This window comes from Sedimentitalea arenosa, assembly GCF_016428585.1.
Taxonomy (GTDB): domain Bacteria; phylum Pseudomonadota; class Alphaproteobacteria; order Rhodobacterales; family Rhodobacteraceae; genus Sedimentitalea; species Sedimentitalea arenosa.
Genome location: NZ_JAELVR010000001.1, coordinates 162,794 through 182,467, shown reverse-complemented (window position 1 = coordinate 182,467; position 19,674 = coordinate 162,794). Strand labels below are relative to the sequence as shown.

The 19,674-nt window shown below is 63.9% G+C and carries 20 protein-coding genes; 13 read left to right on the top strand and 7 right to left on the bottom strand.

Translation table 11 applies throughout. The features are described 5' to 3' along the window. The gene (locus tag JF290_RS00850; protein WP_199022817.1) at nucleotides 1-834 is read right to left on the bottom strand and encodes a thymidylate synthase; all 834 of its coding nucleotides are present in this window, start codon (nucleotides 832-834) and stop codon (nucleotides 1-3) included. A 251-nt stretch (nucleotides 835-1,085) separates the two neighbouring features. Here JF290_RS00850 and JF290_RS00845 point away from each other — a divergent pair, with 251 nt between their 5' ends. The 5 genes from JF290_RS00845 to JF290_RS00825 all read left to right on the top strand — a co-directional run bounded on the left by JF290_RS00845 (nucleotide 1,086) and on the right by JF290_RS00825 (nucleotide 5,358). Continuing rightward, nucleotides 1,086-1,964 carry a factor H binding protein domain-containing protein gene (locus JF290_RS00845; RefSeq protein ID WP_199022816.1) on the top strand — a complete coding sequence of 293 codons (879 nt, stop codon included), beginning with the start codon at nucleotides 1,086-1,088 and terminating at the stop codon, nucleotides 1,962-1,964. Between the two features lie 77 nt (nucleotides 1,965-2,041). Beyond that, on the top strand, nucleotides 2,042-3,415 hold the full coding sequence (locus tag JF290_RS00840) for a tetratricopeptide repeat protein (protein WP_199022815.1): 1,374 nt from the start codon (nucleotides 2,042-2,044) through the stop codon (nucleotides 3,413-3,415). 72 nt (nucleotides 3,416-3,487) lie between these two features. Beyond that, entirely contained in the window at nucleotides 3,488-3,916 is a 429-nt protein-coding gene (locus JF290_RS00835; protein WP_199022814.1) for a VOC family protein, read from the top strand. Continuing rightward, nucleotides 3,910-4,623, top strand: a complete 714-nt coding sequence (locus JF290_RS00830) for a DUF1194 domain-containing protein (RefSeq protein ID WP_425503902.1) — start codon at nucleotides 3,910-3,912, stop codon at nucleotides 4,621-4,623. Before JF290_RS00835 ends, JF290_RS00830 begins: the two co-directional genes overlap by 7 nt. Before the next feature lie 6 nt (nucleotides 4,624-4,629). Next, complete coding sequence (locus JF290_RS00825) at nucleotides 4,630-5,358, top strand: DUF1194 domain-containing protein (RefSeq protein WP_199022813.1); 729 nt, start codon at nucleotides 4,630-4,632, stop codon at nucleotides 5,356-5,358. Nucleotides 5,359-5,610: 252 nt separating this feature from the next. On the opposite strand, the gene JF290_RS00820 is transcribed toward JF290_RS00825, so the two are convergent. The 3 genes from JF290_RS00820 to JF290_RS00810 form a co-directional block, all read right to left on the bottom strand. Continuing rightward, nucleotides 5,611-6,108, bottom strand: coding sequence for a MarR family winged helix-turn-helix transcriptional regulator (locus JF290_RS00820; protein WP_425503901.1), 498 nt, complete (start codon nucleotides 6,106-6,108; stop codon nucleotides 5,611-5,613). A gap of 69 nt (nucleotides 6,109-6,177) precedes the next feature. Further along, on the bottom strand, nucleotides 6,178-6,441 hold the full coding sequence (locus JF290_RS00815) for a succinate dehydrogenase assembly factor 2 (RefSeq protein WP_199022812.1): 264 nt from the start codon (nucleotides 6,439-6,441) through the stop codon (nucleotides 6,178-6,180). Continuing rightward, nucleotides 6,438-6,839, bottom strand: a complete 402-nt coding sequence (locus JF290_RS00810; RefSeq protein WP_199022811.1) for a helix-turn-helix domain-containing protein — start codon at nucleotides 6,837-6,839, stop codon at nucleotides 6,438-6,440. Before JF290_RS00810 ends, JF290_RS00815 begins: the two co-directional genes overlap by 4 nt. Nucleotides 6,840-6,933: 94 nt before the next feature. Here JF290_RS00810 and JF290_RS00805 point away from each other — a divergent pair, with 94 nt between their 5' ends. After that, the gene (locus JF290_RS00805) at nucleotides 6,934-8,136 is read left to right on the top strand and encodes a pyridoxal phosphate-dependent aminotransferase (RefSeq protein ID WP_199022810.1); all 1,203 of its coding nucleotides are present in this window, start codon (nucleotides 6,934-6,936) and stop codon (nucleotides 8,134-8,136) included. A 70-nt stretch (nucleotides 8,137-8,206) separates the two neighbouring features. Then, nucleotides 8,207-8,611, top strand: coding sequence for a hypothetical protein (locus JF290_RS00800; RefSeq protein ID WP_199022809.1), 405 nt, complete (start codon nucleotides 8,207-8,209; stop codon nucleotides 8,609-8,611). Nucleotides 8,612-8,743: 132 nt separating this feature from the next. On the opposite strand, the gene JF290_RS00795 is transcribed toward JF290_RS00800, so the two are convergent. Continuing rightward, nucleotides 8,744-10,108 carry an MATE family efflux transporter gene (locus JF290_RS00795; RefSeq protein ID WP_199022808.1) on the bottom strand — a complete coding sequence of 455 codons (1,365 nt, stop codon included), beginning with the start codon at nucleotides 10,106-10,108 and terminating at the stop codon, nucleotides 8,744-8,746. A 136-nt stretch (nucleotides 10,109-10,244) separates the two neighbouring features. Here JF290_RS00795 and JF290_RS00790 point away from each other — a divergent pair, with 136 nt between their 5' ends. Continuing rightward, entirely contained in the window at nucleotides 10,245-11,420 is a 1,176-nt protein-coding gene (locus JF290_RS00790) for a calcium-binding protein (protein ID WP_199022807.1), read from the top strand. Nucleotides 11,421-11,516: 96 nt separating this feature from the next. Here JF290_RS00790 and ppk2 read toward each other — a convergent pair whose 3' ends face one another. Next, nucleotides 11,517-12,443: a polyphosphate kinase 2 gene (gene ppk2 / locus JF290_RS00785; protein ID WP_199022806.1), complete on the bottom strand. Its 927-nt coding sequence runs from the start codon at nucleotides 12,441-12,443 to the stop codon at nucleotides 11,517-11,519. Between the two features lie 163 nt (nucleotides 12,444-12,606). Here ppk2 and JF290_RS00780 point away from each other — a divergent pair, with 163 nt between their 5' ends. From JF290_RS00780 to JF290_RS00770, 3 genes are all read left to right on the top strand, one after another. Next, nucleotides 12,607-13,902 carry an alpha/beta hydrolase family protein gene (locus JF290_RS00780; protein ID WP_199022805.1) on the top strand — a complete coding sequence of 432 codons (1,296 nt, stop codon included), beginning with the start codon at nucleotides 12,607-12,609 and terminating at the stop codon, nucleotides 13,900-13,902. A 68-nt stretch (nucleotides 13,903-13,970) separates the two neighbouring features. After that, nucleotides 13,971-14,861, top strand: a complete 891-nt coding sequence (locus tag JF290_RS00775) for an alpha/beta fold hydrolase (RefSeq protein WP_233155077.1) — start codon at nucleotides 13,971-13,973, stop codon at nucleotides 14,859-14,861. Between the two features lie 152 nt (nucleotides 14,862-15,013). Then, nucleotides 15,014-16,171: a calcium-binding protein gene (locus JF290_RS00770; RefSeq protein ID WP_199022804.1), complete on the top strand. Its 1,158-nt coding sequence runs from the start codon at nucleotides 15,014-15,016 to the stop codon at nucleotides 16,169-16,171. Nucleotides 16,172-16,260: 89 nt separating this feature from the next. Here the strand turns inward: JF290_RS00770 and JF290_RS00765 are convergent, their stop codons facing one another. Then, complete coding sequence (locus JF290_RS00765) at nucleotides 16,261-16,920, bottom strand: VPLPA-CTERM sorting domain-containing protein (protein WP_227364048.1); 660 nt, start codon at nucleotides 16,918-16,920, stop codon at nucleotides 16,261-16,263. Between the two features lie 230 nt (nucleotides 16,921-17,150). On the opposite strand from JF290_RS00765, the gene parE reads away from it, so the two are divergent. Together parE and JF290_RS00755 are read left to right on the top strand one after the other, a co-directional pair. Beyond that, nucleotides 17,151-19,106: a DNA topoisomerase IV subunit B gene (parE, locus tag JF290_RS00760; RefSeq protein ID WP_199022803.1), complete on the top strand. Its 1,956-nt coding sequence runs from the start codon at nucleotides 17,151-17,153 to the stop codon at nucleotides 19,104-19,106. 21 nt (nucleotides 19,107-19,127) lie between these two features. Further along, nucleotides 19,128-19,652, top strand: a complete 525-nt coding sequence (locus JF290_RS00755; protein ID WP_199022802.1) for a hypothetical protein — start codon at nucleotides 19,128-19,130, stop codon at nucleotides 19,650-19,652. Nucleotides 19,653-19,674 lie beyond the last annotated feature (22 nt).

The following is a 19,674-nucleotide window of genomic DNA, read 5'->3' as shown; positions in this document are numbered from 1 at the left end:
TCAGACCGCCACCGGCGCGCGGATCGCCGGATCGGGCGCATAACCCGCGATCTCAAAATCCTCGAAACGAAAATCGAAGATCGACTCCACATCGCGCGCGATCCGCAGGCTCGGCAGCGCCTTGGGACTGCGCGACAGCTGGGTGCGCACCTGCTCCATGTGGTTGGAATAGATATGTGCATCGCCGATGGAATGGACGAAATCCCCCGGTTGATAACCTGTTACATGAGCCAGCATGTGCAACAGCAGGCTGTAGGAGGCGATGTTGAACGGCACGCCCAGGAACATGTCGGCGGACCGCTGGTAGAGCTGCAGATGCAGCTTGCCGCCCAGCACCCGCACCTGCCACATGGTATGGCACGGCGGCAGGGCCATCGCATCAACCTCGCCGGGGTTCCACGCCGACACGATCAGGCGGCGGCTGTCCGGCGTCTTGCGGATCGCCTCGATCAGTCCGGCGATCTGGTCAACGCTGCCGCGATGATAGGCCGGTGCACCGTCGACCTCGGCGCCTGTCGGGATCAGTTTGGGGAAATCGCGCCACTGGCGGCCATAGACCGGACCCAGATCGCCCTTGTCGTCGGCCCATTCGTCCCAGATCGACACGCCGTGCCGGTTGAGATAGCCGATGTTCGTATCCCCCGCGAGAAACCAGAGCAGTTCGTGGATAATCGACTTGAGGTGCAGTTTCTTGGTCGTGACCAACGGAAACCCGTCCGACATCGGATAGCGCATCTGCATCCCGAAATGGGACAGGGTGCCGGTTCCGGTCCGATCGCTGGTTTCTTCACCCTGCTCCAGGATAACCCTAAGCGCGTCGTGATATTGCTGCACCCTCTGCCTCCCTCGCCATCCGCTTGTCGGGTCAGACTAGGACATGACTGCGGTGGCGAAAAGCGCCAATGCGCGCCGCGCAAGACACTTCGGTCTAAGCACTTCGTTAACCATTTCCGGAGTAGCACGGAAGGGAGGCGGCCACAGGGTCGTCGGATTGCCACGCCTGCGCCGAAAAGCACGGCAAGGTCGTTGACAATCTACTATAGGTAGAAAATCCTGGTGCGAAGCACGGAAAAAGGGTGAGGCGCATGAAGCGGTACTTGTTCGGGATGGCGACGGCCTGCGCGCTGTCCGCCTGCAGCGGCGGCAACCCGTTCCTCGATGAAGAAGAACCGCCCACCGATCCGGTGGCGCCGGGGCTGGTGATTCCCGCCGAGGTGGCCAGCGATCTCGACAGCGTCGTTTATGACCCAACCGGCCCGGTTCCGACCCTGACCGTCAAGGGCGTGACCTTCGAGGGCGATCCCTTTTCCGAAGTCTATGCCCGCAACACGGCATTGGATTCCGGCGACTACCAGGCCTTCACCCGCCAAGCCAGCGCGCTCGACGCCCATTCCACCGCCTATGTCCGCGCCATCGGCGACACACAGGGCGCGATCGTCGTGACCGGAGGGCAGTTCGGTTATTACAATGGGGGCGGCACCTATTCCCGCGCCGGGGCCTTTGACCGGCCTGGTCCGACACAGGACACCGGCAACGTGAAATACTCAGGTACCTATGTCGGCCTGCTGAACTATCCGGACAATGGCAACGATCTGATCCCAGCCCCCGGTGTGCCGGTGGAACAGCGCCCGCGCCAGGCCGGGCGCGTGACCGGCGACGCCCGGATCGTCGCCGATTTCGACAACAACCGCGTCAAGGGCCTCGTGTCCAATCGCAACTACACTGCGCGCGACATCGCATTGCAGGATCTCGAAATCGCTCCGACCGACATCAACCCCGATGGCAGTTTCGCTGGCGAGATTACCCAGAACCAACAAAAGAAGGGCGAATACGGCGGCATCTTCGGCGGACCCGAGGCCAGCGCCGTGGCCGGCGCGCTCTACGCCGAGGACCACCAGCAAGGTCTGCCCGACATCGAGGAATACGGCCTTTTCGTTCTCGATCGCGAACCCGCCACGCCCTGACGATGCCCTTGCAGGCGCATCGGCGATTCCCTGCGCGACAGATCCTGCGCCGCCTTTCCGGCCCGACATTCGGGCTTGTGCTGGCACTGCTCGCCTTCGCCCTGGCCGCATTGCCGCTGTCGGCGCAACCAGAGCCTTTGGTCGGCCTGACGCTGCCGCAGGCGCGTCTGCTCGCGCGGCAGGCGCTGGACAGTGGCGATCCCGGACTGGCGGTGCGGATCGGCAAGGGCCTGCTCAAGGCCGACCCGAAGGATCCGCTGGCCTACTACATCATCGCCTCAGGGTATGCACAATTGAACGATCCGGTGCTCGCCCGCCGCGCGGCAGGCTATGCCTATCGCTTCAGCCCGCCGGGCCCGAACCGTTTCGAGGCGGCGCAACTGGCTGCCCGAATGGCCTTTGACAGCGGCCACTACAGTCTCTCACAACTCTGGCTGCGCCGCACCGCAATCCATGCCGAACGGGACGCCGATGTCGACCGTATCGCGCGCGACTACAAGCTGCTGCGTCGGATCAACCCGTGGTCGCTGCGCCTGCGCGCCGACCTGCGCCCATCGGACAACGTCAACAACGGTTCCGACACCTCTCTCAACATCATCGACGGTGTACCAGACGGCGGTACGATCAGCGCCTCGGCCCGCGCGCTCTCGGGCACCATCGCCTCGCTCGACGTGGCCCCGGCCTACCGCCTGACCGCCGGTGCCCGCAGCGCCACCTTCCTCGCCGCCCGGCTCTATGTCGAACGGGTCGCGCTGTCGGAAAGCGCCAAGGCCCTTGCACCGCGCGCCACCGGGTCGGATTTCGCCTCGACCTATGGCGAACTCTCGCTGAGCCATGCCATCGCACTTGGCGCGCCCGACAGTGGCGGCAGCCTGCGCTTCGGGCTGGCGCTCGGCGAAAGCTGGTATGGCGGCGAACGCAGCTATCGCTTCGCCCGGCTCGAGGCCGAACGCGGCTGGCGTCTCGCCGGTGGCGCCGACCTGGTCCTGCGCGCCGAGGTCGAGACCCGCAACAAGGCCCGGTTCCGCTCCAACGACGCCGATATTCTGGGGTTCGGCCTCGCCTATGGCCGCACGCTGCCCAACGGAGACGAGATCGACCTGACCATCGCCCTGCGCGACGCCCGCGCCGCCAGCGTGAACGGGACCTACGACTCGGCCTCGATGCGGCTTGCCTATGCGCCCGACCAGCGGATCGGTCCCGCGCGGCTGGCCATCGGCCTCGTGGTGGGCACCACCCGCTACGACACCTTCATCGCCAGCCTGTTCCGCCCGCCCACGCAGCGCACCGACACCTCGCTCTATGGCGACGTGACGCTGGTCTTCGACCGCTTCGATTATGCCGGATTCGTACCGACCCTGCGGCTGCGAGCCGGGCAGAAGACCTCGAACTTCAGCCGATTCGAATCGCGCGAACTGTCCCTGTCGCTGGGAATCGGCTCCAGATTCTGACCGAACACGGCGCATCCCCCTCTGGCACTGAGCGCTCAGAACGCTAAGGTCTGCACCAGAACGGAGGACATGATGACGATAAAATACCTGCACACCATGGTCCGGGTCAAAGACCTGGACAAGACGATGGCTTTCTTCGAACTGCTCGGCCTGAAAAAGACCCGGCACTATGACAGCGAGGAAGGTCGCTTTTCGCTGATCTTCATGGCACCGCCGGGTCAGGAGGACTGTCCTGTCGAACTGACCTACAACTGGGACGGCGACGAAGGACTGCCTAGTGACAGCCGCCATTTCGGCCACCTCGCCTATAGCGTCGACAACATCTACGAGACCTGCCAGCACCTGATGGACAACCGCGTGACCATCAACCGTCCGCCGCGCGACGGTCGCATGGCTTTCGTGCGCTCGCCCGACAATATCTCGGTCGAACTGCTGCAGACGGGCGACCCGCTGCCACCGGCCGAGCCCTGGACGAGCATGGAAAACAAGGGCCATTGGTAGGGCTGCGCGCCCTCGCGCTCAGCCTGGCCCTCGCCGGGCCCGCCGCCGGCGCCGAGTGCCGCCTGGCGCTGGTGCTGGCGATGGACGTGTCCTCCTCGGTCGATGCCGCCGAGGACACCCTCCAGCGTCGCGGCCTCGCGGCGGCGCTGGTCGCACCCGAGGTGGTCGAGGCATTCTTTGCCGCGCCGCTGCCGGTCGCCCTCGCGGTTTTTGAATGGAGCGGGCGCTACAACCAGCACCTGTTGATCGATTGGCGCTTGATCGACAGTCGCTCTGCCCTGCGCGACGTGGCCGCCACCATCGGAGCCTCAAAGCGCAGCCACAATGAGTTTCCAACTGCGATGGGCTATGCACTCGGCTATGGTGCCGGACTGATAGACCGTGGTCCTGCCTGTCTGTTCAAGACCCTCGATATGGCGGGTGACGGCGAGAACAACGAGGGCTTCCCTCCCGAGGCGGCCTATGCGGAGTTTCCCTTTGCCGATATCACGGTCAACGGTCTGGTCGTGAACGCCGCCGATTACGAGGCCGAGATCGACCTGATCGAGTACTACAGGCGCGAGGTTCTGCACGGCCCCGGCGCCTTTCTCGAGATTGCGCAGGGGTTCGACGACTACGCGCGCGCGATGCGCCGCAAGCTCGAGCGCGAGCTGCGTCCGCGCATCATGGGCGCCACGGCCCCGGCCTCTCCCGGCGGACCGGGCTGAGCCGGGATGTGGCGTTTTCTGGCGCTCGCGCTCTGGCTCTGCGTATCCGGCGCCACGGCCCAGACTTGCCGACAGGCATTGGCCATCGGGATCGACGTGTCAGGATCTGTCGACAGCCGGGAATACCGGCTGCAACTTGACGGACTGGCCGGCGCGCTGCTTTCGCCCGAGGTGCGCCGCGCGATCCTGCAGGCACCCGACATGCCGATCCGTCTCGCGGTGTTCGAATGGAGCGGTCAAGGCCATCAGCGGCTGCTGGTCGGATGGACCGCACTGCGCGGCGAAGAGGATCTGGCGCGCGTCACCTCTCGCCTGCGGGCGGTGCGTCGGGTCACCGAAGCACCGCTCGGCACCTCGGTTGGAACGGCGATGCTCTTCGGCGCCGACCTGCTTTCAGGGCAACAGGAGTGCTGGCGACGAACGCTCGACCTGTCAGGCGACGGGATGCACAACGAGGGGCCAAATCCGCGCGACGTGAAATCGACGCTTTCGGGCACGACGCTCACGATCAACGCGCTGGCCGTGGGTGCCGATTCACCCGCCGCGGGAGACCGCCGCCATGTCGAGATCGCGGAACTCTCCTCCTATTTCCGTGCCCTGGTGATCCACGGTCCCGACGGTTTCGTCGAAACCGCGCTCGGGTTCGAGGATTTCGAGGCCGCAATGACCCGCAAGCTGCTGCGCGAGTTGCAGGGCATCATCCTGTCGCACCGCAAGCAGGACATTCATCCGTGATGGCCTCCCGATCTTTCAGGTCAGCCGGTCAGAACCGCTCTGCACAAGGCCCGCCCGATCGCCTGTCGGCACGTCTCGGCGGCAACGGAGTCTACCGCCGTTGCCGTCCGACGCCCTGAGGAGGCGCCGGGCAACCGCAATGCCGATTGCAAAGGTCGAGTCAGGCAAACAACGACACGGGCACCGCCGGATGCCCGTGTCCCCGGGCCCGCACCGGCCCGGACTGCTCGCGGCGTGTCGCCTGCGGGTTGATCAATAGATATAGCGGATCTGGTCGGTCCAGTAGCGCTCGACCCGCTTCAGAGAGCCGGTGATGTTCTCGATTCCCTCAGCGCTGATGACGCCCTTGCCTTCGAGCCCCTCTGCATGGCGGCTGAAGAGCCCGGCCACGATGTCGCGGATCTCGCGACCGCGCGGCGTCAGCTTGACCCTGACCGAGCGGCGATCGATCTCGCAGCGCTGGTGGTGCATGTAGCCCATCTCGACCAGCTTCTTGAGGTTGTAGCTGACATTGCTGCCCTGGTAATAGCCGCGGCTTTTCAATTCACCCGCGGTCACCTCGTTTTCGCCGATATTGAACAGCAGCAGCGCCTGCACTGCGTTGATCTCGAGCACGCCGACCCGTTCGAACTCGTCCTTGATCACGTCCAGAAGCAAACGGTGCAACCGCTCCACCAGCGCCAGCGCCTCCAGGTACCCGGTCATGAACCCCTTGCGGGTCACAGGCCCGACTTGCATTTCCATACTCATCCGTATCTCCGACTCGAACTGCTGGGGTCAGAGACTGACGGTAAAAGCCGAATAATCAGTTAAACCGAATTATCGTTGCTTTTGAAGCGTTTGCGAAATATCCGCGATCATGGATACGAAGAGGTCCGGCGCAGCACTCTGCCCCGTCACCCACTGGTAGAGGTCCTGGTCGTTCTCCTCGAGCAGCGCGTCGTAGGTGTCGAGTTCGGCCTCGGACATGTCCGCGAGTTGGCGATCGGCGAAGGCGGTGAGGATGAGGTCCATCTCTTTTATGCCGCGCCGCATCGAACGCATTCTCAGCCGCTTGATCCTGACCGCGCGCGGCTCGCTCATGCGTCGCCTCCGGGCTGCACGAGCTGGCGCAGCTTCTTCTCGACCCGGGCTGCGCGCTCGGCATTGGTGCGCATCGCGGCGCGGATCTCGCGCAACTCGGCCAGCACGCCCGAAATGTCCGGCATCTCCCGGGCATCTTCCACCGGGGCGGGCATCCCCTCGCCCTCGCCGGTCAGGAGCCAGATGATCGACACGTTCAGCAGCCCCGCCAGCATCGAAAGCTTGTTGGCACGCGGCTCGGACAGATCGTCCTCCCAGCCGACCAGCGTCGCCTTCTTGACCCCGAGGCGGCGCGCAAGCTGCGCCTGCGTCATGCCTGCGGCTTCGCGCGCACCGGCCACGCGGTCGCCGAAGGTCGCGGCATCCGGTCCATACCAATCGCTGTTATCGTCGTTCATCGTCGCTCTCCCTCGCGGCTGACCCGATGCCGCTTGATCGGCTTTCGGCGGCACCCTATGACGTTCGAAGCGAACATACAAATCGAGGCCCCCCATGAGTTTCCTGTCTGCGACACTGTCCCGCGTCAAACCGTCTCCGACGATCGCCGTCACCGCCATGGCGCGCGACCTCAAGGAGGCCGGGCGCGACGTGATCGGGCTCGGCGCGGGGGAACCCGATTTCGATACGCCCGACAACATCAAGGCGGCGGCGATCCAGGCGATCCACGACGGCAAGACGAAATACACCGCGCCCGACGGCATCCCCGAACTGAAACAGGCGATTTGCGACAAGTTCCAGCGCGAGAACGGGCTGGGCTATGCGCCCGCGCAGGTCAGCGTCGGCACCGGTGGCAAGCAGATCCTCTACAACGCGCTGATGGCGACATTGAATCCAGGCGACGAGGTGGTGATTCCCGCGCCCTACTGGGTCAGCTATCCGGACATGGTGCTGCTGGCGGGCGGAGAGCCCGTAATCGCCGAAACCTCGCTTCAGACCGGCTTCAAGCTGACGCCGGACCAACTCGAAGCGGCGATCACCCCGAAGACGAAGTGGTTCATCTTCAACTCGCCGTCCAACCCGACCGGCGCAGGCTACAGCCGCGACGAACTCAAAGCCTTGACCGACGTCCTGATGCGTCACCCGCATGTCTGGGTGATGACCGATGACATGTACGAACATCTCGCCTATGACGGGTTCGAATTCTGCACCCCGGCGCAGGTCGAGCCCGGCCTTTACGAGCGCACCCTCACCTGCAACGGCGTGTCCAAGGCCTATGCGATGACCGGCTGGCGCATCGGCTATGCCGCCGGACCCGAGGCGTTGATCGCAGCCATGCGCAAGATCCAGAGCCAGAGCACGTCGAACCCCTGTTCGATCAGCCAATGGGCCGCAGTCGAGGCGCTGACCGGACCGCAAGATTTCCTGGCCGCCAACAACGCCGTATTCAAGCGCCGCCGCGACCTGGTCGTATCGATGCTGTCCGAAATCGACGGCGTCACCTGCCCCACGCCCGAAGGCGCTTTCTACGTCTATCCCTCGATCGCCGGCCTGATCGGAAAGACCTCGGCTGCCGGCACCGCGATCCCGGATGACGAGGCCTTTGCCAAGGCGCTGCTTGAGGAAACTGGCGTCGCTGTCGTCTTCGGCGCGGCTTTCGGCCTCAGTCCGAATTTCCGTATCAGCTATGCCACGTCGGACGACGCCCTGCGCGACGCCTGCAGCCGCATCCAGAGCTTCTGCGCCGGCTTGACCTGAAACAAGATAGAAGATCTCTCGCCTTGCTAGCAGCAGGCGAGGACCTGCACATTCCAGCGGACCGGAGCGCATGGCGGACGAGTTACCAGACTACTACTTCCGGGTGCGGGACAACGGCGCCGTCGTCTTTCGCGTGGACACCGAGAACCGGCAGCGCCGGATCGAGATGGACCAGATCGCGGTCGTCAACACCCGCAACGGCGAGATCAAGCCGCAGGGCGATCGGACGCTTTCGGACGCCGATTTGACCGCGATCCGCGACTGGATGGCTGACCGCGTCGACCTGCTCGCCCGGCGCGACACCGACGACATCCTGCGCACGGTGGACCGCCTGAACCTCACCGCGCATTGGGCGCAGTCCCGCGCGACCGACGCGCAACTCGAAGAGGTCACGGATGCGCTCCTGATGGCGATGCACGACCTGCGCGGTGTGCTGGCCCGCAAGAAGGCCGACCGGATGGCGAAACGCGGCTAGCGCACGCCCCGGCACCGCATCAAGCAAACCTGGCCTGGCCTGCGTTACGGAGTTTCCGTTCCTGAAATCTCTCCTCCTAGAGACGCCGACGACAGCGGCGTCTTGGAGTCACAGCCAAGCGGAAAAGGCGGCCTAGATCTCAGCTTGCCCGACGCGGGTGATGGCCCGGCCCCAGAACCGCGCCATCAGGAACACCCCGGCGCAGGCAAGCCCGGTGACAAGTCCCATCCAGACCCCGATTGCGCCCATGTCGAGCCTGAAGCCCAGCACGTAGGAGGTCGGGATTCCGACGATCCAGTAGGACAGCACCGCCATCAGCATCGGTACCCGCGTGTCCTGCAGCCCGCGCAGCAGGCCCAGCGCAATGGCTTGCGCCCCGTCCACCAGTTGAAACAGCGCCGCTATGGCCAGCAACCCCGCGCCGATAGCCAGGATCGCCGGACGTTCCGGGTTGTCGGTTTCAAGGAACAGCGAAATCAGCGGCTCCGGGATCAGCAGGAAGGCCGCGATGGTGCAGAGCGCAAAGACCAGCGACAGCCCTGTCACCACCAGCGCCCCGCGTGCCATGTGCGCCCGGTCCTGCCGGCCGAAGGCGTTGCCCGCGCGTATCGTGGCGACATTGCTGAGCCCGAGATGCACCATAAAGGTCAGCGCTGCGATCGACACCACGATACCGTGGGCAGCCAGCGTCACCGTGCCAAGCCACCCCATCATCACGGCCGAGGCCGAGAACAGGCTGACCTCGCTGACCGTCGTCAGCCCGATCGGCACACCCAGCTTGAAAACCTGCCCCAGCATGTCCCAGTCGGGCCGCCAGAAGCGCTGGAACAGCCGATGCTCGGGCAGCACCCGCAGCGCATAGATCACCACCGCCACCAGCGAGACGAGCTGCGTCAATATCGACGCCACCGCCGCGCCCATTATGCCCATTTCAGGCGCGCCCCAGTTGCCGAAGATCAGCGCATAGTTCGCGAGCGCGTTGCAGCCTGCCGCGAGCAGCGTGATCCACAGCACGATCTGCGTGCGTTCCAAGGCCGCCAGATAGGATTTCAGAACCATGACCAGAAGGGCGGGAAACAGGCCCCAGCCCGCGACCCGCAGGTATCGCGCGGCCAGTTCGGAGACGTCAGGCGGCTGACCGAGCGTGGCGAGGATCGTCTCGGACCAGATCATCGCGGGCATCGCCAGAACGCAATAGGCCAGCGACAGCCACAGACCCATGCGGGTGATCCGGCGTACGCTCGTGTCGTCGTCGCGCGCCGCGACCGCGGCGACCATCGGCATCACGGCCAGCGCGAACCCCGCGCCGAGGATGAAGAACACGAAGAAATAGCTGCTCGCCAGCGTGACCGCCGCAAGCTCGTCCACACCGTACCAGCCCAGCATGACCGTGTCGGTCAGAGAGATGGCGAATTGCGCCACGTGACCGCCGATCAGCGGCAGGCCCAGTACCAGGATGGCCCTGACGTGACCCGGATATGTCATCGCGACGCTCATCCGAGCAGCACTATGCCCAAGCCCGCACCCTCGCAAGCCCTGACGCCGCTGTGCGCGGTGCGCTCCGCATGCTATTCTGGCGATGTGGCCCGAGTGAACTGGCCCGTGTGATCCATCGCTGCAGGAGCCCTTGGCCATGTCCTCGATCTATCTCGTCGCCAATGAAGTCCTCTTCACCTCCTATGGCCACTTGCAACTGGTCTATGACCCCGACGACGCGTATTTCAACGGCGACGAGCGCGAACTCGAGGTCCAGGGCCCGTTCTTCGCAGTCGGAGACTGGGACGTGCGGCCCGAGCAGGAATTCGACACCCCCTTCGGCGTCAGCAGCCTCGCCGTCGAGCTGAGTTTCGGCGTGGCGCGCAGCGCGGGCGAGATCTGGCAGGTGCTGGGAGAGGTGCGCGACTCGATTGCGGCGCAACCTATCGACTACCGTCTCGGGCTGATCGGCGGGCTGGAGGGTCAGAACAGCAACAGCTACATCACGACGCTGGCCCACGCGGTCGGGCTCGACATCGCGGGCGCGATCGCGGCAGTCCTCGCTTCGCCGATCTTTTCGTCATTTCCGGGCCTCGCGCGCAACGTGCTGTTCGACCATCTGGCGGCGGACGATTCACTCCTGCCGCCCGTGACCCTCGACATCGACGGGTCGGACGGCGCGGATGTGCTGTCGGGTGGCGACGGCGCCGACAGCCTGCGCGCGGGCAGCGGCCATGACACGGTGAACGGGTTCGGCGGCAATGATACGCTCTCCGGCGGCAGGGGACGCGACACGCTGATCGGCGGTGCGGGCGACGACGCACTCGCGGGAGAAGGCGGGCGCGATCGGCTGTTCGGCGACGCCGGTGCTGACAGGCTCGACGGCAACGGCAAGTCCGACCGTTTGGCCGGCGGCGCGGGCGATGACGAACTGTTTGGCGGAAGCGGCGCGGACTTCCTGTTCGGCAATGGCGGCGCCGATCTGCTGCGCGGCGGCGCGGGCGACGACCGGCTGAGCGGAGGGACCGGGCACGACACGCTTTCCGGCCTTGCCGGCTCCGACACGCTGACCGGCGGCAAGGGCAACGACGTGCTGACCGGTGGCTTGGACACGGACGTCTTCGTGTTCGACGGAAAGGTGCGGGAGGGGCGCGACAGGATCACGGATTTCGAGGACGGAATCGACCTGATCCGCATCGAAGGCCTGACCCTCGCGCAGGTCGCGGTAAGCGGCATCGCAGAGGCGCGGCTCGTACTGGACGGACTGACCGAGATCGTCGTCGCTGGCGTGGCCGCCGCCGATATCGGGGTTGCGGATTTCGAGTTCGTCTGACGCGCGCTGACAGATTGGGGCTCCGCCCCAAACCCCGGAGTATTTGAACGAAGATGAAGAGAGGGGCGCTTGGTGGCGCCCCTGTCCGGCAACCGATCAGGTCGTACGGGTCGCGGGATGCAGCGCGGTGCCAAGGATATGGTCGGAGCGGTGGATCACATGATGCGCCTGTCCGACGATCAGGGGGTCGGGCGCGCCGACCACGTCGATATCCTTGTCCGGGTAGTCCAGCGAGGCGAGGAAGTGGCGCATGCAGTTCAGCCGCGCCCGCTTCTTGTCATTGGACTTGATCACGGTCCAAGGCGCATCGGCGGTATCGGTATAGAAGAACATCGCTTCCTTGGCCTCGGTATAATCGTCCCATTTGGACAGCGAAGCCTTGTCGATCGGGCTGAGTTTCCAGCGCTTGAGTGGATCGGTTTCACGACTGTCAAAGCGGCGTTTCTGCTCCTGCTGGGTGACCGAGAACCAGTACTTGTAAAGCCGGATTCCCGAGCGCACCAGCATGCGTTCGAACTCGGGCGTCTGGCGCATGAATTCGAGATATTCGGACGGGTCGCAGAAACCCATCACCCGTTCGACGCCGGCGCGGTTGTACCAGGAGCGGTCATAGAAGACCATCTCACCAACGGTGGGGAGCTCCTGAATGTAGCGCTGGTAGTACCACTGGCCCTTCTCTTCCCAAGTCGGCTTGTTCAGCGCCACCACGCGAGCCGCACGCGGATTGAGATGTTCCATGAAGCGCTTGATGGTTCCGCCCTTGCCCGCCGCATCGCGCCCTTCGAAGAGCAGAACGAATTTCTGGCCGGTTTCCTGCGCCCAGATCTGCACCTTGAGCAGTTCGGCCTGGACCTGCGCCTTGTCGGCCTCGTAGGCGCGCCGGCCCAGCTTGCGGGTATAGGGATACTTGCCGCTCTCGAAGGCGCGGCGCACCTGTTCCGGCGTCGGACGGTTGTCCGCGCCATTGGGCGTGGCTGTCTGCGGCTCGGCTGCGGGCGCGCTGGTAGCGGTCTGCGATGTCATTCTGTGCGTCTCCTCTGGGTGCTGCGTCGCCCGAAAGCCTAACAGGTCAGAGGATTTAACGCCTTGATCGGTGTCAAGAAACTGTCACAGTGCGGCTCCAAGCAGACGCAGGCGCCACGCAAGACGCGCCGCGTGACGGACACCAACCGGAAGGATCGCACCCATGTCAAACCCTCGCACCGTCATTGGCCTCGCCGCCGGACTCGCCGCGTCGGCTCTCACCGCGCAGGCCGAGAACCGGATCGACCTGATCCGCCCAGACGCGCCCGCGCTGGCCGCCGTCGGGGACCACGTGGTCGGGGTGCAGACGCTGAACTTCGTGAACCCCGGCCAGAACGACATCCTGAACACCACCGAGGGCAACGAGCCGCTCTATGATCGTCCCCTGACGGTCGAAGTCTGGTATCCGGCTGCAGACGGCACCGAGCCGGGCGTGACCTACGAAACCGTGCTGCGCGACGGGCGCACCGAAATCACGCTGACGGGTCGCGCCGCGCGCGATGCCGCGCCCGCCGAAGGCGAGACCTTTCCGCTGATCGTGATCTCGCACGGCTATCCGGGCAACCGGTTCCTGATGTCCCATCTGGGCGAGAACCTCGCCTCCAAGGGGTATGTCACGGTTTCGATCGACCACACCGACAGCACCTATTCCGATCAGGCGGCCTTCGGATCGACCCTGCTGAACCGGCCGATAGACCAGAAATTCGTGATCGATCAGATGGCCGCGCTCGACGGGCCGCTGGGCGCCATCACCGATGCCGAAACCACCGGTGTGATCGGTTACTCCATGGGCGGATACGGCGCGTTGATTTTCGGCGGCGCCGGCGTGACGCAAGCCTCGACCGAGTATCCCTGGGGCACGCCCAACGGACTGCTCGCACGCCATCTCGCGGGCTCCGACAGCCATGCCGAACTGATCGACGACCGGGTCAAGGCGGTGATCGCGATCGGCCCCTGGGGCAAGAACACCGGGTTCTGGGATGACGCGGGCCTGGCCGGGTTCGAAAAACCGCTGTTGCTGATGGCCGGGAGTGCGGACGACGTCTCGATCTATGACGCGATGCGCGAGATCTTCGCCGGTACCACCGGCACGACCCGCCACCTGCTGACCTTCGAGGCCGCCAACCACAACGCCGCCGCGCCGATGCCAGCGCCCGCGGAAAGCTGGGCACCGGTCGAGACGCTCGATTTCGTGCCCTTCGCACACTATGCGGACGCGGTCTGGGACACCAACCGGATGAACAACATCGCTCAGCATTTCGCCACTGCCTTCATGGACCTGCACCTGAAGGGTGACAACGACAAGGCGGCGTTCTTCGACCTCATAGAGCGCGCCGAAGACGGCGTGGTCGCGCTGGACGACACCGGCAAGGAGACCGCTGAACACACTTATTGGGAAGGCTTCGCGCCCCGCACTGCCCAAGGGCTCGTGTTCGAGACCCGTGCCGCCGGCGAGTAAACGCGACGCTCGCGCGCTCGCCTCTGCGTGAGGCGAGCGCAAGCCAGACAATGAAGAAGGGGCACGCCATGCCATCGGCCGGGATGACCACGGAAACGGTCGATCTGAACGGGCATCCGTTTTTTCTGCGACGCTGGGGCGACCCCGCGTTGCCCAAGCTCCTGATGCTGCACGGATTTCCGGAACATGGCGGTGCATGGGCCGATCTCGCACCCTATTTAGGCGAACGCTTCCATTGCATCGCCCCCGATCAGCGCGGCTATGGGCGCAGTTGGGCACCTGCGGGGGTCGAGAATTATGCGGCCTCCGCACTGGTCTCGGACATGGCAGCCTTGATCGGGTGTCTGGGCGGGCCGGTCACGGTGATGGGCCACGACTGGGGCGCGGCGGTGGCCTATGGGCTGGCGATGTTCAAACCCGAACTTGTGGACCGGCTGATCATCGCCAATGGCGTCCATCCGGTGCCTTTTCAGCGCGCGATGGCTTCGGGCGGTGCCCAATCGGAGGCCAGCAGTTACATAACCTTCCTGCGCCGACCGGACAGCCACGAGGTTCTGGCCGAGGACGGGTTCGCCCGAATGAAACAGCTGTTCATGGCCAAGATGGACACTGGCTGGCTGACTGAGGAGAAGACGCAGGAATATCTGACAGAATGGGCCCGACCCGGAAGGCTCGAAACCATGATCCACTGGTACCGCGCCTCGCCCCTGCGCCTCGCCGAGCCGGGCGTGCCGCTCGGCGACCTGCCCGATCTGCCGAAGGAGCGGTTGCAGGTGCACTGTCCCCATCTGCTGATCTGGGGACTGGAAGACAGCGCCCTTCTGCCGGAATCCACGGAGGGTCTCGAAGAATTTGCCGCCGATCTCACCCGCGTCGAGCTGCCGGGCCTGAACCACTGGTTGATCCACCAGGCGCCCGACCAGGTGGCGCGTGCCATCCTCGATTGGCTGGATCGATAACCGCTGCTGGGTGTCGTGTCGCCGGCCTGGTAACCATCAATTCGGTAAGACTTTGTTAAAATCCGTCTCAAGGTGTATCCTTCCTCCATTCTAGCGATGAGGGTCGACCCCGTACGTGGCGCCAGGTCGATCAATTTTTTTGGAGAGTTCCGATGATCCGCCTGACAGATCACAGCGCGACTACACGCCCCACACAACACCTGATCGCCGAAATCCTGTCAAAATCCGGCCCGGGTGAGGCTCAGGGCGACGATGTGCTCTATGACGCCGGCAGCCATCTGGTTCTGGTCTCGGGCGATACGCTCGTGGTCGATCGGGGCCAGATCATCTCCGGCACGATCACCGGGATCGAGGCCCGCCTGGCCCCTTTCGCACCCTTTGATGCCGACGCATCCTTCGCATTCGACCCGCGCATCGGAACCGTCGAAGGGCTTTCGTTGTCGGCAACCGACTTCGGGGCGCTCTTGCAGCAGGCCGCCTCGGGGCAGATCAATCCGTTGCGCAAGGCATTGAGCGAGGGCGGCCTGACTTACCAGGACAGCTACTACGACAATTTCGCCAAGGGCGGACACGGCGACGACCTGTTCCTCGACCGCAGTGGCACCGACATCTATCGGGGCGGCACCGGGATCGACACGCTGAGCTATGCCGCAAGCGTTCTGGATGACTCGGTCCCCTCGCCCACCGGCGGAGCCACGGGCATCACCGCGGATCTGCGCGACGGAACCGTGATGACTTACGGCTTTCCGCCGCCGCTCTTCTTCGCGTCGGCCGCTTCCCAACCCGGCGCGGTCATCGTGCAGATCGACCGCGTCAGGGCGATCGAGAACGTGACCGGCAGCGCGCTGGACGATACGCTGCTCGGAGACGACGCGGCCAACATCCTGCGCGGGCTGGGCGGAGACGACCTGATCCGGGGCCGCAAGGGCGATGACGTGATCGACGGCGGCAACGGCGATGACCGGCTCAACGGCAATCGCGGCGATGACACCATCCGCAGCGGCGACGGCAACGACAGGATCAAGGGCGGGCCCGGCGCCGACACCTTCGTCTTCGACCTGTTCGAGGACGGGCGCAACGTGATCCGAGACTTCAACCCCGAAGAGGACGAGATCGAACTCTCGCTGCTCGGCTTTGATCTGTCGATCACCCAGCGCGGCGACAACGTGGTGATCCGCCATACCGACGATCAGCCTTGGGTCCCGGCGCCCGAGGACGAGTTGTCTTCGATCACCATCATCCTGCGCGACACTCATCTGGACGATCTTGTGATGGGCGACAACCTGTCGATATTCTACGCGCAATACTGACGCCCACCGCGACGCCCCGGATACCGGACAACGAAAAATGCCCCGGCCGTCACGACCGGGGCAAATTCAGTGCTTGTGCAACGGGATGATCAGGCCGACTTGCGCCGCACAAGCGCGAGCCCACCCAAACCTGCCAGAAGCAGCGGCAAACCGGCCGGCAGCGGGACCGCAGCGACGTTGATGCTTACACCGCCCCGATTGTCGGCGACCCAGTTGTCATGAATGTAGAACCCGACATCCTGTGCGGTGTCCAAGGTGAACGATGCCATCACCGTGCCTGCGACAGCGTCATACCCCTGCCCCGGCGTCGCAAAGAAAGATTCCGTGAACGGCACGGAATAGTTCACAAGGTTGGTGAGGCTGTTGTCGGTCGGCGCGCTGCGCACATCTCCGACGCGCCCATCAGCCCCCGCTGTCGCCGTGTCCACCATGAAGAACGCGAACGACTGCTCGAACCCCTGGGTGCAATTCTCGCCAGAGTTGTCACAGTTCTTGTTGGCACTCCAGCGCGACCAGGATTCGTACAGATCCTTGGTCGGCGTGATGTTGTAGGTGCCCGCAGCCAACGACAGGTAGACGATCGAATTGTCGGTCCGCACCGTGTCGTTCGCATCCAGATAGAAGCCGCCCGCATCCTTGTAGAGCAAGCCGGCGTTGCCGCCCGGCTTCTCCGAATCCAGGTTCAGAGTCGCCGCCGCGGCAGCTAGCGGCATCATCAGCGCCGCAATCGAAAGGGAAAGTGTCTTCACGATGGTCTCCTGTCACCATTTAACGCGTTGTTCATTGCACGTGTTAACAGTTCCGCACCCGACCCGCAATTACATCCGGCCGAAAAAGGGATTGAAAACAGTGCCCTATGCTCGCCCTACGCGAGAGTGCCGCGACCATCCCCCAACCGCCGCCTCCACCGGACAGGGAAACACTTTCCCATTCCCGCCCCCCCTGCCATACTGTCGCAAAACAACAACAGAGCAGCGGTATGAGCGATCTTCTGACCCAATCGGCCCCGTCCGACTATGACGCCTCCTCGATCGAAGTGCTCGAGGGGCTGGAACCCGTGCGCAAGCGCCCCGGCATGTATATCGGCGGGACCGACGAACGCGCCCTGCACCACCTCGTCGCCGAGGTGCTCGACAATTCGATGGACGAGGCGGTCGCCGGTCACGCCAACCGGATCGAGGTCGAACTGCATGACGATTACGCCGTGACCATCCGCGACAATGGCCGCGGCATTCCGATCGACCCACACCCGAAATTCCCCGACAAGTCAGCGCTCGAGGTCATCCTCTGCACGCTGCACGCCGGCGGCAAGTTCTCGGGCAAGGCGTATGAGACCTCGGGCGGTCTGCACGGCGTCGGCGCCTCTGTCGTCAACGCGCTCAGCGACACGATGGTCGTGCAGGTCGCCCGTAACAAGGAGCTGTACGAACAGCGATTTTCCCGCGGCATCCCGTTGGGCCCCGTAGAAAAGGTCGGCGCCGCCCCCAACCGGCGCGGCACCACCGTCACCTTCCATGCCGACGCCGAGATCTTCGGTCAACACCGGTTCAAACCGGCGCGGCTTTTCAAGTCCATCCGCTCCAAGGCTTACCTCTTCTCCGGCGTCGAAATCCGCTGGAAATCCGCCATCGACGATGGCGAAACCCCGACAGAGGCCACGTTCCACTTCCCCGGCGGCCTCTCGGACTATCTGACCGAAACGCTTGGCGCGGCCTCGACCTATGCCGACAAACCCTTTGCCGGCACCGTCGATTTCAAGGAAAAATTCGGCCACCCGGGCAAGGTCGAATGGGCGATCAACTGGACCCCGTCCCGCGACGGCTTCATCCAGTCCTATTGCAACACCGTTCCCACGCCCGAGGGCGGAACCCACGAGGCCGGGTTCTGGGCCGCCATCGTCAAGGGCATCAAGGCCTATGGCGAACTGGTCGGCAACAAGAAGGCCGCCACCATCACCCGCGAGGATCTCACCACCGGCGGCTGCGCGCTGGTCTCCTGCTTCATCCGCGAACCGGAATTCGTCGGCCAGACCAAGGACCGGCTCGCCACGATGGAAGCCCAGCGGCTGGTCGAAAACTCCGTGCGCGACCATTTCGACAACTGGCTGGCGGCCGACACAAAGTCCGCCGGCGCGATCCTCGACTTCCTCGTGCTCAGGGCCGAAGAACGCCTGCGCCGCCGGCAGGAAAAGGAAACCCAACGCAAATCCGCGACCAAGAAACTGCGCCTGCCGGGCAAGCTGACGGATTGTTCGTCAAACACGCGCGAAGGCACCGAGCTGTTCATCGTCGAAGGCGACAGCGCGGGCGGCTCCGCCAAGATGGCGCGCGACCGCAAGACCCAGGCACTGCTGCCCCTGCGCGGCAAGATCCTCAATGTGCTTGGCGCGGCCAGTTCCAAGCTCGGGTCGAACGCCGAGATTTCCGACCTGACCCAGGCGCTCGGCGTCGGCCTTGGCAGCAAGTTCAACGTCGATGACCTGCGCTATGAAAAAGTCATCATCATGACCGACGCCGATGTCGACGGCGCCCATATCGCGTCGCTCCTGATGACCTTCTTCTTCACCCAAATGCGCCCGATGATCGATGCGGGCCACCTGTATCTCGCCTGCCCACCGCTCTTTCGTCTGACGCAGGGCGCTAAACGCGTCTATTGCACCGACGAGGCCGAAAAGAACGCGCTGCTGGAAAAGGGTCTGGGCGGCAAGGGCAAGATCGACGTCTCCCGCTTCAAGGGCCTCGGCGAAATGGACGCCAAGGATCTGAAGGAAACCACCATGGATCCGAAATCGCGCAAGCTGATCCGCGTGACCATCGACGAGGACGAACCCGGAGAAACCGGAGACCTCGTCGAACGCCTGATGGGCAAGAAGCCCGAGATGCGGTTCCAGTATATTCAGGAGAATGCGAGGTTCGTGGAGGAGTTGGATGTTTGAATTTCGTTTTTGGATCGAGCCTTGAGTCAAACCCTGATTGAAAAGATGTTGCCAGCACGTGTACTGGTTAACGCCGGAATATATTTGCAATCTGCTGCACATCTTGAACTGACAATCTGGCAAATTGTCATGCTCGCTGACGGAGTAGACCAAACCTCCAGCGAGCAATTCTTGAAGACTCTGGAAATCAAAAAAATCACACCAAAGCTTGTTCGGCAATTGCGACAATGCTCAACTAATTGCCATGCACCACTTGGCCTACGCATGTGTGCTCTTGCCGAGAAGATCACAAATGGTATCGAAAACAGAAATCTTGTTGCACATGGTGCATTCTATTTCGACGACGAAACCCAGTCTATTAGAGTTGCTCACTATTTCCCGCGTGGCAACAAAGAAAACAGGCAGTGGTTTGAATTCAATGAGGCAATCTCAGAACGCACAATCAAGGTCGCTATCGAAGAAATCGACATGCTACTTCGTGAAGCCGTTGATATTCGTTCCGAATTAGAGGCGCGTTCCCATCAACCGCGCTCGCGAGCATTCTGAACTGCTAACCCTCGCGCCCGGC